The sequence below is a fragment of the Selenomonas sp. WCT3 genome, assembly GCA_900100835.1.
Classification (GTDB): domain Bacteria; phylum Bacillota; class Negativicutes; order Selenomonadales; family Selenomonadaceae; genus Selenomonas_A; species Selenomonas_A ruminantium_E.
This window is the reverse complement of the sequence record FNCM01000002.1, coordinates 101,125-116,844: the sequence shown is the minus strand read 5'-3', so window position 1 is coordinate 116,844 and position 15,720 is coordinate 101,125. Positions and strand designations below refer to the sequence as shown.

16 protein-coding genes and 1 tRNA gene are annotated in these 15,720 nt (G+C 47.5%); 16 read left to right on the top strand and 1 reads right to left on the bottom strand.

Going from position 1 to position 15,720, the window contains the following annotated elements; genetic code table 11:
- Positions 1 to 14 precede the first annotated feature (14 nt).
- From BLQ36_RS02290 to BLQ36_RS02225, 14 genes are all read left to right on the top strand, one after another.
- Positions 15 to 1,016 carry a GGGtGRT protein gene (locus BLQ36_RS02290; RefSeq protein WP_074513787.1) on the top strand — a complete coding sequence of 334 codons (1,002 nt, stop codon included), beginning with the start codon at positions 15 to 17 and terminating at the stop codon, positions 1,014 to 1,016.
- Positions 1,017 to 1,169: 153 nt separating this feature from the next.
- On the top strand, positions 1,170 to 2,288 hold the full coding sequence (locus BLQ36_RS02285; protein ID WP_074513786.1) for a hypothetical protein: 1,119 nt from the start codon (positions 1,170 to 1,172) through the stop codon (positions 2,286 to 2,288).
- Between the two features lie 26 nt (positions 2,289 to 2,314).
- Positions 2,315 to 2,986: a CsgG/HfaB family protein gene (locus tag BLQ36_RS02280; RefSeq protein WP_081342188.1), complete on the top strand. Its 672-nt coding sequence runs from the start codon at positions 2,315 to 2,317 to the stop codon at positions 2,984 to 2,986.
- A gap of 30 nt (positions 2,987 to 3,016) precedes the next feature.
- Positions 3,017 to 3,838: a hypothetical protein gene (locus tag BLQ36_RS02275; protein WP_033171493.1), complete on the top strand. Its 822-nt coding sequence runs from the start codon at positions 3,017 to 3,019 to the stop codon at positions 3,836 to 3,838.
- A gap of 2 nt (positions 3,839 to 3,840) precedes the next feature.
- Positions 3,841 to 4,479, top strand: coding sequence for a CsgG/HfaB family protein (locus tag BLQ36_RS02270; protein WP_074513785.1), 639 nt, complete (start codon positions 3,841 to 3,843; stop codon positions 4,477 to 4,479).
- A gap of 41 nt (positions 4,480 to 4,520) precedes the next feature.
- Positions 4,521 to 5,771: a hypothetical protein gene (locus BLQ36_RS02265; protein ID WP_074513784.1), complete on the top strand. Its 1,251-nt coding sequence runs from the start codon at positions 4,521 to 4,523 to the stop codon at positions 5,769 to 5,771.
- A 119-nt stretch (positions 5,772 to 5,890) separates the two neighbouring features.
- Positions 5,891 to 6,763: a hypothetical protein gene (locus BLQ36_RS02260; protein WP_074513783.1), complete on the top strand. Its 873-nt coding sequence runs from the start codon at positions 5,891 to 5,893 to the stop codon at positions 6,761 to 6,763.
- A gap of 74 nt (positions 6,764 to 6,837) precedes the next feature.
- Positions 6,838 to 7,215 carry a RidA family protein gene (locus BLQ36_RS02255; RefSeq protein WP_074513782.1) on the top strand — a complete coding sequence of 126 codons (378 nt, stop codon included), beginning with the start codon at positions 6,838 to 6,840 and terminating at the stop codon, positions 7,213 to 7,215.
- 182 nt (positions 7,216 to 7,397) lie between these two features.
- On the top strand, positions 7,398 to 7,793 hold the full coding sequence (locus BLQ36_RS02250; protein WP_074513781.1) for a hypothetical protein: 396 nt from the start codon (positions 7,398 to 7,400) through the stop codon (positions 7,791 to 7,793).
- Positions 7,794 to 7,839: 46 nt separating this feature from the next.
- Positions 7,840 to 8,208 (top strand): hypothetical protein, encoded by a 369-nt coding sequence (locus BLQ36_RS02245; RefSeq protein WP_074513780.1) that lies wholly within the window; start codon positions 7,840 to 7,842, stop codon positions 8,206 to 8,208.
- Positions 8,209 to 8,281: 73 nt separating this feature from the next.
- Entirely contained in the window at positions 8,282 to 8,794 is a 513-nt protein-coding gene (locus BLQ36_RS02240; protein ID WP_074513779.1) for a hypothetical protein, read from the top strand.
- A 50-nt stretch (positions 8,795 to 8,844) separates the two neighbouring features.
- The gene (locus BLQ36_RS02235) at positions 8,845 to 9,195 is read left to right on the top strand and encodes a hypothetical protein (protein ID WP_074513778.1); all 351 of its coding nucleotides are present in this window, start codon (positions 8,845 to 8,847) and stop codon (positions 9,193 to 9,195) included.
- A gap of 143 nt (positions 9,196 to 9,338) precedes the next feature.
- Positions 9,339 to 11,195 (top strand): acyltransferase family protein, encoded by a 1,857-nt coding sequence (locus BLQ36_RS02230; RefSeq protein WP_180364820.1) that lies wholly within the window; start codon positions 9,339 to 9,341, stop codon positions 11,193 to 11,195.
- 35 nt (positions 11,196 to 11,230) lie between these two features.
- A complete protein-coding gene (locus BLQ36_RS02225; protein ID WP_074513777.1) occupies positions 11,231 to 11,833 on the top strand; it encodes a GDSL-type esterase/lipase family protein in 603 nt (200 codons plus the stop codon).
- Between the two features lie 121 nt (positions 11,834 to 11,954).
- Here the strand turns inward: BLQ36_RS02225 and BLQ36_RS02220 are convergent.
- Positions 11,955 to 12,032, bottom strand: a tRNA-Arg gene (locus BLQ36_RS02220).
- A gap of 325 nt (positions 12,033 to 12,357) precedes the next feature.
- Between BLQ36_RS02220 and BLQ36_RS02215 the strand changes: the two genes are divergently transcribed.
- A complete protein-coding gene (locus BLQ36_RS02215) occupies positions 12,358 to 13,626 on the top strand; it encodes an ABC transporter substrate-binding protein (protein WP_081342186.1) in 1,269 nt (422 codons plus the stop codon).
- 15 nt (positions 13,627 to 13,641) lie between these two features.
- A complete protein-coding gene (locus BLQ36_RS02210) occupies positions 13,642 to 15,699 on the top strand; it encodes a methyl-accepting chemotaxis protein (protein ID WP_143558656.1) in 2,058 nt (685 codons plus the stop codon).
- Positions 15,700 to 15,720 lie beyond the last annotated feature (21 nt).

The window sequence follows — 15,720 nt, the reverse complement described above, 5'->3', positions numbered from 1 at the left end:
AAGGAATGAATAGAATGTCATTATTCGAAGGCTATGAGCGCCGCATTGACCAGATCAATGAAGTTTGCAAAAAATATGATATCGCATCCATCGAGGACGCAAAGAAAATCTGCGACGAGAAGGGCATCAACCCGTACAAAATCGTAGAAGACCTCCAGCCGATCGCATTCGAGAATGCAAAATGGGCTTACACGCTGGGTGCTGCTATCGCAATCAAAAAAGGCTGCACGGCTGCTGCTGATGCTGCAAAAGCTATCGGCGAAGGCCTCCAGGCTTTCTGCGTACCGGGTTCCGTTGCTGACCATCGTAAGGTAGGTCTTGGCCATGGTAACCTCGGCGCTATGCTCCTCTCCGAGGAAGCTGGCTGCTTCGCATTCCTGGCTGGTCATGAGTCCTTTGCTGCTGCTGAGGGTGCTATCGGTATCGCTCAGACGGCTAACAAAGTTCGTAAGAACCCGCTGCGCGTTATCCTGAACGGCCTCGGCAAAGATGCTGCTCAGATCATCAGCCGCATCAACGGTTTCACGTTCGTTGAGACGGAATACGACTTCAAGTCCGACAAAGTCAACGTTGTCAAAGAGATTGCTTACAGCGATGGTCTCCGTGCAAAAGTTAAATGCTACGGCGCTGAATCCGTTCAGGAAGGCGTTGCCATCATGAAACTCGAGAACGTTGATATCTCCATCACGGGTAACTCCACGAACCCGACGCGCTTCCAGCATCCGGTTGCAGGCTGCTACAAGAAAGACTGCATCGAGAACGGCAAGAAGTACTTCTCCGTTGCATCTGGTGGCGGCACGGGCCGTACGCTCCATCCGGACAACATGGCAGCCGGCCCGGCTTCCTATGGTATGACGGATACGATGGGCCGTATGCACGGCGATGCTCAGTTCGCAGGTTCTTCCTCCGTTCCGGCACACGTTGACATGATGGGCCTCATCGGCGCTGGTAACAACCCGATGGTCGGCATGACTGTTGCTGTTGCTGTTGCCGTTCAGGAAGCAATGGCTAAATAATTTCCGTTTGGGAAAACAATTTATATGCTAGCAGAAATCCCGCAGTTTCGACTGCGGGATTTTTTTATCGTTAGGACCTTGGTGGGATATATTGAATTTCTAAGGCAGTCATGTTATATTTAAAGCGTAAAATTCTAGGGAGGAGCGACAACTATGGGGAAATTAAAAAAGATATCCTTGATATTGGGGGCCGCGATGACCTTGGCGGCACAATCTGCCTTCGCACAGGCTGTAGTCGTTGATGGGTATGGGGCAGATAAGGACAGTGCCATCCGTGATGCATCGCGGGCCGCCGTGGAACAAGTAGTAGGAACTTTGGTGGATTCCCGGACGTTGGTGACGAACTATGCCACCGAACTGGATCAAATCTATATGAAATCGCAGGGATTCGTAAAAGATATAAGGATTTTGTCCCAGAATGTCGTGAGCGGTTCTGTTCATGTGCGGGCAAGCGTTGATGTGGATACCTCGCCAGATGCCAAGCTCATGAACAACCTCAAGATGCTCATGATGCTCAATGATCCACGCATTGCCGTGGTAATTTTGGAGCAGGATGACAAGGGAAATATCCTCGGCCATGACCAAGTGGCAGAATCGGCGATCAATGCCCGGCTGATTGATTTGGGATTCTCCCATGTCGTGGATGCCGGAGTCGCTTCCTCCCTGCAGGATGCACGGCTTTTGAACCGCATTTACCAGGGCAGTTCAGCGCTCGGAAGTATCGGCCAATCGCTTGGGGCTGATTATCTGGTACTTGGCATCTCTACGGCCCAGTCCCAGGGGATTTCCCTGCCCAATGGTAAAGGCGGCTACGAGCCGACACTGCTCAAGAACGGCAAGGCGTCGATGACGGTCAAGATCCTGAAATTCGATACGGGAGAAATCGTTGGTACCTTTACGAATTCGGCCAAGGCGGTGGACAACAGTCTGGAATCGGCTAAGCAAAAGGCGATTGGAAATGCTGCTAAAGATGCAGCGGCTAAAATCGAGGATAAATTCCGCCATTTTAGTGCTAATGCCAATCAGGCTTTGCAGCTGGAGGTACGCACGATGGATTATCAGGCCGTTCAGCAGCTGGCCGATGATTTGCGTGCCCTGGGGATAGTTCAAAACGTCTATATTCGTGAGCATCAAAACGGCAAGGCTATTTTGTCGGTGGATACTATTGTAAAACCGGAAGTATTAGTGAAATCGCTGCAGGGAAAAACTTCCTTGGGAATATTTGTCGCAGGAATCAGCAACAATACGATTAAAATGTCGGTTTCCCGTTGAACAAGGGGAAATGAAAGGATGGAACGATGATGAAGTTAAAGGGAATTATGGCCGCTTTGTGCCTGGTAGTAACGCTGGTTATGGGAAACAGCTTGGCAAGTGCCGCTTCGGTGAGTATTCTGGATCACCCGACGCTGGCAGTTCTGCCCTTTGCCAATAAAGGGATTATCTCCAACGAGTGGGATCGTGAAGAGATGAATCAAATCCACGATTTTGCCATTGCTGAACTGTTGAATACCGGCAGCTTTGACGTGGTAGAGCGTGCACGTTTGAAGGATGTAACAGATGAGATGGCACTGGCGATGAGTGGGATGACCAATCCTGAGACGGCAGCTCAGGTGGGAAATCTCACGGGAGCACAGTATTTGGTACTTGGCAGCATCAATTCGGTGACGACGCAGAAATCCTCCACTTCGGTCGTTGGTGCAGGAACGGACCGGTATAAGGTCTTTGCTACGGTTTCACTGCGTGTAGTGGATGTGGAAACGGGTCGAATCGTGCTGGCTGCTGTGGGCCGGGGAAAAGAGCACAATACGGTCGGCAAGCTTCCCCTTAACATCATCCGGATTGGTACGGCCAATGTTGATAAAGGCCAGGTAGAAACGGCGCTGGAAGAAGCGGTACACGACGCCATCTCAGGAAAACAAGGGCTGTTGGCCCGTATGAATGGCAAGGTAAAACCAGCGAAAAGACGTTGAGCCGGTTTGTGATAACAGAGGAGAACAGGAATGAAAGCATTTAGCCGGATCGCAGTGGCAGCTTTGGCCGGTTTCTCATTTCTTACGGGAAGTGTATCAGCGGCAGGTCTTTTCCATAATGCCGGAAGTGGACCACGTATTTTTATCGGTGAAGTTCAGAGTTATGGCGACTATGAATTAAAGCGCGAGGCCTTTGACACTTTTGCGGATAAGTTGTATCAGAACATGACGGCCAAAAATTTTCAGGTGGTAAGCAGAGCGGATATGACGAATGAAGCCGGCCGCCACGATGAAGGGACATCCGAGGAAGATGCGAAGTTGTCGATGATCCACATGGATGCAATCATCCATGGTCATTGGTTCGAGCATGGGGAAGCGGCGGCAAAACTGGTGCGCTATGCCGATGCTGCTATGGGGCGCAAGTATTTCTATGATGATGCGCGGATTGAAAATTGGCGCAAACAAAGTGGGGTTCCGTATCATCTGTCGCCGTCAATGATACAGCAGGCGGAGCAGATTGCCCAGAATTATGGGGCGCAATATATGCTATTCGTCAATCTCAAAGATGTCGATGTGCGCTTGAAGCACACCATGTTTGCTTCGCGGACGGAGCGCGAAACTCGTGGGAAAAAGGTGACCGCCGTGGTGGATTATTATCTCCTCAACACGGCCAATGGCAAGGTGTTTGAAGGTCATTGCGAGAACAAGAAGACGGCACAGCTCATGAACTTTGCCATTGTAAAAAATGGTAAAGGCATGAATGTTGATGAAATGCTCAATCAGGTAATGGCGGCTCAGGTTGAAGATATTGTGGCGGATTTGAACAAGAATGGCATGAAAGCGGTGCAATAACTATGGATACGACAAAATGGCTTCGAAAAATAGGGGTGGTTCTGCTCGGATGCGTGCTTATCGCTGGTATTTTTTCCTCGGCTGCGCAGGCCGCAGATCGGCCTGTGGTCATGGTGGTCGGCTTCCAGAATCGGGTGTCCAAATCAAAGGTGACGCTGACGGATTTTCAGATGGAACCGGAAGAAATGCTCCCCGGGCCGCGCACGACGCTGGAAGCGGAATTGAGCCTGAGCCCTCGCATCGATGTGCGGACTATGGATACGGATGTCATCCGGGCCCGTTATGATGAGGTGGCCATTATGGAGCAGCTGGGAAAAGGCGAGATCATCCCCGAATTGGAAAATGAGGCCGATTATTTGATTTATGGATATCTGACGAATGTCAGCAATATCAAATCCCAGAGTGGGACCATCGGTGTAGGAGGCAAGGATAAGACCGCACATGTTGAACTCAGCATGCGCGTGATCGATGCGCATACCGGGCAAGTAGTCTTTGTCACAACGGCGGATTCGCGGCGCAAGAGCGAGCTCAATTATCGCGTCATTGTTCGGCGGAAAATGTCGGGAACGGAAACGGCTGTGAGCCGGGCACTCGATATTGCCGCGCAAAATCTGGCCTATAAATTTTTACAGGCAATGTGAGCGCTGGGGAGAGCTTGAAGAGAGAACAAGGGGTTATGCAGATGAAAAAAATACTTGGTTTTTTGGCTGTCGGTGTCCTGTTGTCTGGGACTTTCGGTATGTCACATGCTGCTGCTGCAGGAAATATTTGGATGGATGAAAGTGCCGACATTCAGGCAAAGCAGTTCCGCAAAGTCATTCTCTTACCCATGCGGGTGGGAAGCGAAGCCGTCGGACGTGTAGAGGCGAATCAAGGGTATAACAACTACCTGCATGCGCGCATCAACAAAAAGATAAAGAACACCAATTTCTTGGGCTTTGGCAATCAGTTGGAAGAAAAAAAGCAGATTTTGCGGGAAACTCCGGAATATCAGGCGCTGCTCGGGAACTTCAACAGTGAAGAAGGCCGAGCCAAAGCTATTTATGATGCCACCATGGCCGATGGCTATCTGGTTCCTCATCTGCGCCATCAGGAAGTGCGCGTGGATCGTTCGCCCGCTACTTGGACTACGGTCCGGATGGAGGCTTATCATGACATCATCAATGGCCCGAAGGGAAACAAATACAAAGTCAATTACCATACGTGGATTCAAAACCATCAGATCCCAGCGTATGACAACTACCTGCAGATGATGGACATGGATTTTGTCCTCTATGATGCATCGACCGGGAAAAAGGCTATGACGCTGGTGGATTATTATAAAAACTACGGTGTCGATGCGTGGCATGCCTACAAGCAGATTACCAAGAACTTTGTCGGTGATTGGGGGCGTTTGAAACGTCATGCCGCGCAAAAAGTGGCGAATAATGCCCCGACCATCAGTATTGGGAAAATCGCAATCCCTGAAGATATCAAGGATGACGAATTGACCGCCAAAACACTGGAATATGCAATCCAAGACGAGCTTGAAGATGGGTTGAAAAAGGTAAAACTCGACAATTCCGGCACGAAGACCCGTTATTATATCACAGGAAAAATCACGCGCTGCAATAGCGGCCAGACTTGGCATCCACCTTATGCGACGCCCCAGACCATGTTTGATCATTCGGAGAAATTCCAATGGGAGGATTCGAATGGAAACAAGCAGACGGCAACGAAGAATTACTACCGGACGGTGATAACCAATCATTATGGGTATTACTCTTTTTGGTATGAGGTCGGTGTGGCCTTGCGCGTGATTGATTCGCAAACGGGCAGCATTGTTTGCAGTGTGTTCCGTACGGAATCTGATGGTGACCGTTATGCAAACGCACTTCGCAAAAGTATCCGAAGACTATGCAAGGTTGTTGACAATAAAATAGGAGAAAGATAACGCCAATTAGCAAAAAAAATTATAGGACAAAACTCCTAAATTAGCAGGTGCGGTTTATATTGGTTTATGTTAAAATAGGCTTATAGGATTGGAATTTGATGAGAAGAGGAGTTTCATGGATGAGAAAAGGAGTTATCTGCCTTTTAACACTGGCCTGCGTGACGCTGGCAGGCAGTGCTATGGCTAATGCTTCCCAGGCGTTGAATGAGGATGCGACGGTATCGGCTGTCGTTGAACCGGCCGAAAAGCCACTCGCAGTTATCACGGAGGAAAAGGTAGATGCTGTACTTCTCCCTGTGGATGGGACGGGCAACATCGCTGTTTTCGAAAAAGAAGAGCCAATAGAGCCAATCAAACAACCGCTGAAGAAACTCACCCTGGAGGAGGAGTTGGCGCAGGATCAGCAGCTTATCAATGATGATGAGGCGGAAAAGGCAATTGGAAATCTCACGGCTATCATTGAAGAGCGAGGTTGTCTGGTACCGGCTCGTGCCTATTATTTGCGTAGTGTGGCCTACTTCAATATGCAGAAGTATAACGATGCGCTGGGAGATGCCCAGACGGCCAGCCGTTTGGATGAGGATGAACCGCTTTATTATGTGCAAAAAGGGCTGATTCGTCTGGCGATTTCGCAGATGTACGATGCCATGGGACAGGATGCTGCCGTAAAGGAGCAGTGCGGCATGGTAGAGATGGACTCGGATAAATCGCTGGAATTTCAGCATCGCTATTGGCCTGCCTTGTTCTGCCGGGCAATCTCGAACTACATGCGTGGTTCCATCCATAAATCCCTGGAGGATTGCGGCGATGCGCTGAAACGCGGTGGTCGTGGAGTAAGCTTTGTCGAAGCGTTTAATGTCTATGTGCAGGCAGAACGGAGTGCCGGCGATGCTCGTTTCCCTACCGTGGATATTCAGCCCGTGCTCTTTAACAGCATCAATGGGTTGATGAATACACCCGACAAAAAGCAATGCATGGAGATTGCTGTGTAAACTTGTAACATATAGCGTTATAGGGTACAATAGCAGAAGATGAATTTATGAATGCTATTGCAGGAGGTACCCTTATGAACGTAATCCATACCCATGAAGCGCCGGCCGCAGTCGGTCCATATAGTCAGGCTGTTTTAGCTGGCAATACGCTTTATATGTCCGGCCAGATCGCCATTGACCCGGCAGTTGGCAAGATTGTTGCCACTACGATTGAAGACCAGGCAGAGCAGTGCTGCAAAAATATCGAAGCTGTTCTGGAAGCTGCGGGGACTGACATGAATCACGTAGTAAAGACAACCTGCTTTTTAGCAGATATTGCCGACTTCAAGGCCTTCAACGAAGTATATGCCAAGTATTTTGTCAGCAAACCTGCCCGTAGCTGTGTAGCCGTAAAGGATTTACCAGCTGGTGCATTATGCGAAGTGGAAGCCTTGGCGGTTATTGAAGGATAAACAAATAAGAAATAGCCCTATCGAGTATGTAGATACTTGATAGGGCTATTTTTAGCAGGATTTTTCCTCCGCTTGTAGTAATAGTCAGTAGTATCGTAAGTTTATGGACTTTTCTACAGTGTTCCAGAGATAAAGGTATAACTCGTGAGAAGAAAATAAATGGAATAGTTAGGAGGAAGAATATGTGCAATTTTTTTCATGTAAACAAAATATTTTTGGTGTTTTTGATGGTTATAACTATTTTTTTTATTGGACAAGACAATAAGGCTTTGGCAAAAGATTATTATGCAGGAACTTATGCCAGCGGTCTACATGCCTATGTTATGACAGAAACTGTGGTGATGGGGCATCCGGGTTTTAGAAGATTTGATGTAACAGTAAAAGCTGTAAATGGTCAAGGTAAACTTGTGTCCTATATAAATTATCATTTTTGGAATGACGTCGGAGAACCGGTGATGTTTTCTAATTCCGAAGGTTATCGTGGAAGAGTAAATTCTTCTACTCCAGTAGAACAAAATATATGGAATATCGCTCAACCTATTTCTGCTGAAATGTGGGGTAGAGAAATTGCGCGTTGATAGGTTTTACATGCGTCAGATGTAATTATAAGAAGGGGGTTAGGAGATGAGAAAGAAATTCATGATAGCAATGATAGGTTTGGCTGCGTTTGTTGGAGGCTTTTGGAATGGTAGTGATATTACTGAAGCCCGGAGGGATTATTACATATGTTATGACAAAGATGAAAAATGCAATGCGTTTATAGATATTGACTCGATAGAGGTACTGGGCTATGACGAACGTGGCAGAACTTCGTGGGCAAGTGTGTATTGGGCTAATGGTAATTCTTGGCATAAAATGGGGGTAATATACAACCCGCATACAGGTGTGTACTATTATTCTAGTGGAAGGGGCGGATTTCATGAAGCAACATATAAAAAGGGATTAGATTATAATTTTTGTGTACTTTGTGACCGATTAGCTTATGGAAACTGAATGAATTGGATGCAAGAAAATAGTTACTTTTTATGAACTGTTAAGTGTGAAGCGATGATTAGGAGGGGGTGATATGGTGCGGTGTCGTTTTGTGGCTATCATGATAGTTTTGTTGAGTCTAGTTGGCTCAATATGTTCTGCATCTATTCCTCGCAGTGAGTTGGCTTTAGGCGGTGTGACGTTGTTTACCCGTTTTGCAAATGTACAACGTATATATGGACATCCGACAAGTACGTCATATATAGATTGTAAAATATGGGGCGGAACAAGTAGATTTTATACTCAGCGTTATGGAAATGGGAGTTTTATTGTCACGGCTACCGATAGAGATGGAGTGGTAAGTGTGAGCACAACAGCCAATAATGGCATAGGTACACCTGCGGGTATCAAGGTGGGCATGAGTTCTGGACGATTGTCAATGGTCTATGGAGAAGTGGACTATATTGGGGAGGATGAGAATGGTAACAAAGTGTTTAACTATAATGAAAGAAAGACTGGGGTAGGCAGTCGGGATAGCTTGCAATTCACAGTACGAGATGGACGCATTATTGAAATTTCATTAGTAGCTGGTATTTTATACATATAGCTAGAAATAAATTTAATCCATGTATGTTTAAATGGAGGCAGGTGTGAAAAATGAAGCGGTTACTTATGATGATTATATGTGTTTCGTTAATGATGTTAGCAATGCCACAAGCAGATGCCAAAGATTATTGGGTGTATTCCGATAAGGATATTCATCTATATTGTGAAAGTGATAGCCTGCAATGGGATTCCGATGGGCGTTATTGCGAAGTGGTAACAAAGGTTGTTGCTGCCGATGGAACGAAGCTAACTCCGGCAAGATGGCTGTTTTATAAAAAGGCTGATGGGTGGTATTATTCGTACGGCTCAAGCCCTTGGGGTGGAGATCCGGAATTATTGACTCAGTCGGATATTATGGGGCAAAGGGTTCTTGCTTGGTGTAGGAGTTTTGCTAAAATATGAGAATAAAAGAAAGAGGCTTGATGGGATAATATCATTTTTCAACAAAGATAATTGGCTATAATAACTTATGAGTAAGAGGCACGGTGGAAGGATAGAACAATTTTTCATTCGAAAATATGGGATTTTGGGAAAGGAAGATTGTCGTGTCAGATAAGGTGGAAAGCTATACGGGAACGCTGGAAAGTAATGGTGGCAGGCGAAGGCATATCGCGGGATTGGATGCTTTGCGGGCGTTGGCTATTACGTTGATAACGTTCTTTCATGTTTGTCCAGACGTTTTTGTGGGAGGTTATATTGGCGTTTGTTTATTTCTGGTGCTCACAGGATTTCTTTTGGCTTATGGCAGTGTTTGCGATTATATGGCAGAATCGTTTAGCGTAAGGTGCTATTATTTCAAGCGGTTGAAACGGTTGTATCCGCCATTGGTGTTTGTTGTCTTGCTGACGGTAGGAGTTTATCACTTCATGTTGCCGGAGGTGTTGGAAGACAGTGGCAAGGAAATAGTCTCGATTTTCCTCGGTGTCAACAACTGGTGGCAGTTGGCTATGAATGCGGATTATTTTGCGCGGGTAATTAATGCATCGCCGTTTACCCATATGTGGTTTTTGGGGGTTGAACTCGAGTATGTGGTATTATGGCCGCTGCTTTTGGGGCTCTGTGTGCTGCTTAAACGATGGAAGGGGGGCTGGATACTTTGCTGGCTGGGGATGCTTTCGGCAGGTCTAATGACGATGGGGGCACTTTATGGTGCAGATGTTAGCAGACTGTACTACGGTACAGATACGAGAATATTTGCCTGCCTGTTTGGCAGTGCTATGGGAATGTGGTTTACAAAACGGGAAGTTACTGGGAGATGCAGTAGGCATTTAGCCGTACGAGGCGAAATTTTCGTAGGTGTACTGTTGATTCCTGTGTTGGAAGCCACTTTCCTGCTGAACGGTCAGGATATGTTTCTTTATGTTTGTGGCATGCAGTTGCTGACGGTTTTGTTTTGTTTGATGTTATTAGCGGTAATCGATTTGCCGCAATTTGGCAATCGGTTGGAAAAGCCCGTCTTCCAATGGATTGGCCAGCATAGTTATGAGATTTTTCTTTGGCAATATCCTGTCCTTTTTCTCTCTCAGCGAACAGGCTGGCATGAATTGTCATATGGCCCTCTTGGGGATATCGTCATGATTTTGTTGCTGGCGGCTTGTACTAAAGCGATACTGGAGCTGTTGGGAAAGCCGAAGAGCTGGTTTTCTCGTGGGGGTGTGAAGGAATGCGTGAAACGTTATACGGTGGCTATGACCGCTGTGTTTAGCATTGTGCTGATTGGTTTTGGTACTCAGGACATTTTGGCTTCGGATTTCGACCCCAATCATCAGCCTGGTTATAAGTTAAAACAGGAGCTGGAACAGAAGCAGACCGAGCTTAAAAACGCACAGGCAGAGCGTGCAGCTAGAGAGGTAGAGGAAGCTCAGAAAATAAAGACTGAGCAGGAGCGTCAGGCGGCACGGCTGCGCGGTGCTGGCGTTACGATGATTGGCGATTCGGTTATGGTTGGCGCTAGTCCGGCAATAGCGAAATTGTTGCCCGAAGCCTATATCGATGCCTTGTCATGTCGTGATGTCTGCGGTGGCTATGAAACTGCCCAAAAACTTGTCCGTGAGGGAAAATTGGGGGATGTTGTGGTGGTCGCCCTCGGTACCAATGGGCCATTGCTGAAATATGAGCCCTATGCCAGCGGTATGCAAAATCTTTTGAAGGTGCTGGGGACTGAACGTCAGATTTTTTGGATTACCACTTATTGTTCATATTCCCAATGGATGACGATGAATAATAAATATCTAGCGGAATTGGAACAGGCACGGCCGAATTTTCATCGGATTGATTGGTATCCTTTGGCAAGAAGTAACCCAGGTTGGTTATATTCGGATGGAACTCATCCTAATATAAAAGGTGCGGAACAATATGCGAAACTCATTCATGATACGCTGACTCAGGCGTTGTCAAATTAAGAGTAATCTGTTTCGGTAAAGAGGGGAGTAGAAATATGCGTAAACTAAGAGGTTTTATAGTTGCTGCTTTGTTGGCGGTGGGGGTGATTTTGTCAGGAGGGAACAATGCTGTTGCGCAAGCGTCAGCGATACCGGACTATTTAACTGGGGAAGGAATCACGATGATTGGCGATTCGATCATGAGTGGTAATCGCAGTATTATTCAGGCGCAACTGCCGAATGCGCACATTGATGCCAAAGGTTCACGCGATGTGTGTGGTGGTTTTGAAGCAGCTCAGAGACTTCAGTCAGCAGGAAAACTCAGTGATGTGGTAATTATCGAGCTAGGGACTAATGGACCTTTGCTTAAGCATGAGCCTTATGCTAGCGGCACGCAGAAATTGTTAAAATTGTTGGGGACGGAACGCCAGATTTTCTGGGTTACTACGTATTGTTCGTATTCTCAGTGGATGAAAATGAATAATAATTATATATTCGAACTCGCTCAGACGCGTCCGAATATCACGGTAATTGACTGGTATGCATTAGCATCTAATCACCCGGAATGGTTTAAGGATGGTGTTCATCCGAATATGGAGGGAGCTCGCCAATTTGCTAAGTTGTTACGGGAGTCTGTGGCAGCAAAATATAGCAATTAAAAGTAGAATAAACGAGGGGCGGTCAAAGGAAGAAAATCCTTTGACCGCCCCTCGTTTATAAAAACAAAAGCGTTATGCAAAAAAGTCTTATCGCTCGCGCGATAAGACTTCATCATTCAAATGGTGACCCAGGAGGGACTCGAACCCCCGACCCTTTGATTCGTAGTCAAATACTCTAATCCAGCTGAGCTACTGAGTCATGGTGTTGTTCGCTCTCGCAATCAACGTATATTATAATATCATGGTGTATATGTGTTGTCAACGCTTTTTTGAAAAAAGTTTTGGAAAAAGTTTTAGAATGAAAAATGTAGTGTCTTGTTGGGGAATAGTTATCGTGTTTGGGCCAATTTTAGGTAGAAAGAGTAGTTTTTATATCAATTACGAGAAAATAATAATATATGATTACATATGCATATAAATAAGCGCGATTTGATTGTTTACTTGCGAGTTTATTTGTGGTAAAATTGGCCTGCTCATAAGATGTAAGGAAGAGTACAATTTCATAGTAGAGGGAGAAGAGACTTATGCAAAAAAGACTCAGAAGGCTTATGTGTCTGATTATGGTCTGTATGCTGGCAGCGTTGGCTGTTGGCTGTGGGAAACAGGCTGAGCGGAGCACACGGATTACAGTAGTGGGATGGAATACTGCAGCCGATACGTTCCGGGAACAGGCAGCCGCCTTTGAGAAAGTGCATCCGGATATCAAAGTGGATGTACAGACGGTGGATTCGAGTTATACGCGTATTATGCCGCGTCTTACGGCTGGTACGGATTTGCCGGATGTAATGGTATTCCAGAATCGGGATTTTTCAACGTTCCTCAATCGCAACGAGGACGCATTCCTGGATTTAAGCAGTGACTTTGAGGATAGTCGCGATCGTTTTGTACCGGCATCCTGGGAAGCGGTAACGAAAGATGGCAAAATTTATGGCGTTCCTACCGATATGGGACCGGCGGCGTTATTTTACCGTTCCGATCTTTTTGACAAGGCTGGGATCAAGGTCGATGAGATTGAGACGTGGGAGGATTTAATTGCTGCGGGTAAGAAGTTATCGGCGGCGACAGGTGGCGAGACGGTCATGTTGGGAACCGCTGAGGATACGGATTTTTACGACCAGCTGCTCAACCAAGCTGGTGGACACTACGTATCGCAGGACGATAAAACGATCGTTTTGAATTCTGCCGAGGGGCAGAAAGCCATGGAACTCATGCAGCGCATGATAAAAGAAGGCGTGCTGAAAAATGTCGGCGACTGGGATGGCCGACTGATGGCTATGAAGCGCAGTCAGATTGCTGCTGTTCCTTATGGTGTTTGGTTTGCGGGAAATATTTCTTCGTCATTGCCAGACCAAAAGGGAAAATGGAAGATTATGCCGCTGCCGGCTATCGAAAAAGGTGGTGTTCGTGCTGCGAATGCTGGCGGATCGGTGGTGGCGATTGCGGCCAATTCCCGTCATAAAGAGGCGGCTATTGAATTTGTGAAATTCTGCGAGAACACCGATGAGGGCGAGGCTATCGCCCTGAAGCATGGATTGTTCCCGGCTTATACTCCAATTTATAAGAGCCAGGAATTCCAGAAGAGTGATGACTATTTTGGTTTTGCCATCTACACGATGTTTGCCAAGGTGGCCGAGGAGATTCAGCCCTTGCACCGTGGCCCGATATCGCTTGATAGCAGCAAGGCTACGAAGGAACTAATCCAGAATGTTATTGCGGGAAAAGATGTAAAGTCGTCGCTGGACGCAGCGGTCCGGGAAATCGCTGAAGCGACAGGCCTCAAGGCTGGCGAGTAAGGAGGCGGGATACCCTTGAGAAGAGAAAAAATCATGAATCGCTTAGTCGGAGTTTCAACGCTGGGAGCGAAATCAATCCGGATGAAATTGCTCCTGCTGGTTTTGCCAATCGTAGCTGTTGGTCTGGTGGTTCTTTCCGGAGTGATTTATCGCTATATGGATGGCGTCCTTGAGCGGCAGCTCCTCGACAGTGCTATCGTTGGTACGCAGGATACTACGGACTCCATCGGAAACTGGATGAATGAGCGCAAGCTGGAAACACAGCAGTCGACGCCAGCGTATATGAGTGCTGGCAGTGACAGTTCTGCCATTCAGAAGGCCAATGAGCCGCGCTGGAAGCTCATGAAGGAGCAGTTTGTGCGGTCGTATGATAATATTGGCTATGTGCCACTGGATGGAAATGGCAATTTGCTAAAAATGGGCAAGAATGGTCCGGGTACGGAAAATGTCAAAAATTTGGCTGCCTATGCCGATGTGGTCAAAGGCGATTCGGATCAGATCATTACGAAGCCAGAATTTGATAAAGCCGGCAATGTTGTTTTTGTCGTCGCTTCGGCATTAAAGGCGTCCGATGGCCATCGTGTGGGTATGGTCACTGCGGAAGTTACGCTGAATGAGGTCGAAGACAAGGTAAAGGCCCTTCATTTCGGCGATAATGGCTATAGCATCCTTATTGCTGGGGATGGTACCTATCTTTACAGTCCAAATCGTGACATGGTGCTGAATAAAAAAATTGAAGATATGGATGATCCAGCCGTCAAGGAGCTCGGCAAAAAGATGCAATCCGGCCGTGCCGATATGTTCCGCTATACGCAGAGCACTGGCGAGAAGATGATTGCCATTTACTATCCGGTGCCGGGAACGGGGTGGAGCTTGGCGACGATTGCTTATGAAGATGAGCTCTTTGCACCAGCGATGAATGCCTTGATGATTATGGCGGGGATTTCCTTGCTGCTGCTTATCCTTATCTCGATTGGTATTACGGTGGCAATCAATGTCATTACCAAACCGCTCAAGGGCATGATGGATGAGATGCACCGGCTGGCTTCGGGAGACTTCCGGGAGTATGAGAACGAAACGAAGTCTGACGATGAGTTGGGGCGTTTGGCCGAGGCGATGCAGTCGATGCGCAAAGATGTGAGTAAGGTAATCCAGACGGTACGCACGTCAGCGGAAAGTCTGGCGGCTTCGGTAGAGGAGCTTAATGCTACGACGGGACAGTCCGCGCAGGCATCGAGTCAGATTGCTGATGCCATTACCGCTGTAGCTGCCGGGGCATCCGAGCAGCTCGAGGCTGTGAATAGCACGACTGAGGCAATGGAACAGTTCAATACGAATATTGAGGATATTACCAAGCGTACGCGACAGGCAGCCGATAAGGGGCATGAAGCGGCATCGGTTGCACAGGCTGGCGGCGATCAGCTGAATAAGGCCATCAGCCAGATCAAGCGCATTGCGGAGACTACTGAGGAATCGACGCGTATGGTTATGGAGCTTGGCAAGCGTTCCGATGAAATTGGCAATATTGTGGATACGATTTCGGATATTGCCGAGCAGACAAATCTCTTGGCGCTCAATGCGGCCATTGAGGCGGCGCGTGCAGGTGATGCCGGACGCGGGTTTGCGGTAGTGGCTGATGAGGTCAGAAAACTGGCTGAGTCCAGCCAGCGGGCAGCGAAGCAGATTGCGGACCTCATTGCGATGATTCAGCAGGATACGCAGACGGTAGTAGCTGGTATCCAGGCTGGTGATGAAGAGGTCAAAAGTGGTACGGAGTCGATTCTGTCGACTGGGGAAGCGTTCAAGAGTATCGTGGCGATTGTCGATGAGGTATCGGGGCAGCTTGATGGCATAAATCAGGCGGTACAGCGCGTATCAAAGAGTGGCGAGACCATTGACGATAATGTCCGTACGATGAAGAACGCCAGCCAGCAGACGGCGCAGCAGGCTGAGACTGTTTCCGCGACTACGGAGGAGCAAACAGCGGCGGTTCATGAAATCGCTGATGCTAGCCAGACGCTGGCGCAGATGGCAGATGAACTGCATGAAAATGTCGCTTTGTTTAAACTTTAAGAAAAGCTATGATACAGGTTG

Bases quoted from the DNA above. Each gene is read 5' to 3' on its own strand.
- BLQ36_RS02245 (WP_074513780.1), top strand. From the start codon at position 7,840: ATGAGAAAGAAATTCATGATAGCAATGATAGGTTTGGCTGCGTTTGTT.
- BLQ36_RS02255 (WP_074513782.1), top strand. From the start codon at position 6,838: ATGAACGTAATCCATACCCATGAAGCGCCGGCCGCAGTCGGTCCATAT.
- BLQ36_RS02235 (WP_074513778.1), top strand. From the start codon at position 8,845: ATGAAGCGGTTACTTATGATGATTATATGTGTTTCGTTAATGATGTTA.
- BLQ36_RS02240 (WP_074513779.1), top strand. From the start codon at position 8,282: ATGGTGCGGTGTCGTTTTGTGGCTATCATGATAGTTTTGTTGAGTCTA.
- BLQ36_RS02275 (WP_033171493.1), top strand. From the start codon at position 3,017: ATGAAAGCATTTAGCCGGATCGCAGTGGCAGCTTTGGCCGGTTTCTCA.
- BLQ36_RS02290 (WP_074513787.1), top strand. From the start codon at position 15: ATGTCATTATTCGAAGGCTATGAGCGCCGCATTGACCAGATCAATGAA.
- BLQ36_RS02250 (WP_074513781.1), top strand. From the start codon at position 7,398: ATGTGCAATTTTTTTCATGTAAACAAAATATTTTTGGTGTTTTTGATG.
- BLQ36_RS02225 (WP_074513777.1), top strand. From the start codon at position 11,231: ATGCGTAAACTAAGAGGTTTTATAGTTGCTGCTTTGTTGGCGGTGGGG.
- BLQ36_RS02285 (WP_074513786.1), top strand. From the start codon at position 1,170: ATGGGGAAATTAAAAAAGATATCCTTGATATTGGGGGCCGCGATGACC.
- BLQ36_RS02215 (WP_081342186.1), top strand. From the start codon at position 12,358: ATGCAAAAAAGACTCAGAAGGCTTATGTGTCTGATTATGGTCTGTATG.
- BLQ36_RS02280 (WP_081342188.1), top strand. From the start codon at position 2,315: ATGATGAAGTTAAAGGGAATTATGGCCGCTTTGTGCCTGGTAGTAACG.
- BLQ36_RS02270 (WP_074513785.1), top strand. From the start codon at position 3,841: ATGGATACGACAAAATGGCTTCGAAAAATAGGGGTGGTTCTGCTCGGA.
- BLQ36_RS02260 (WP_074513783.1), top strand. From the start codon at position 5,891: ATGAGAAAAGGAGTTATCTGCCTTTTAACACTGGCCTGCGTGACGCTG.
- BLQ36_RS02265 (WP_074513784.1), top strand. From the start codon at position 4,521: ATGAAAAAAATACTTGGTTTTTTGGCTGTCGGTGTCCTGTTGTCTGGG.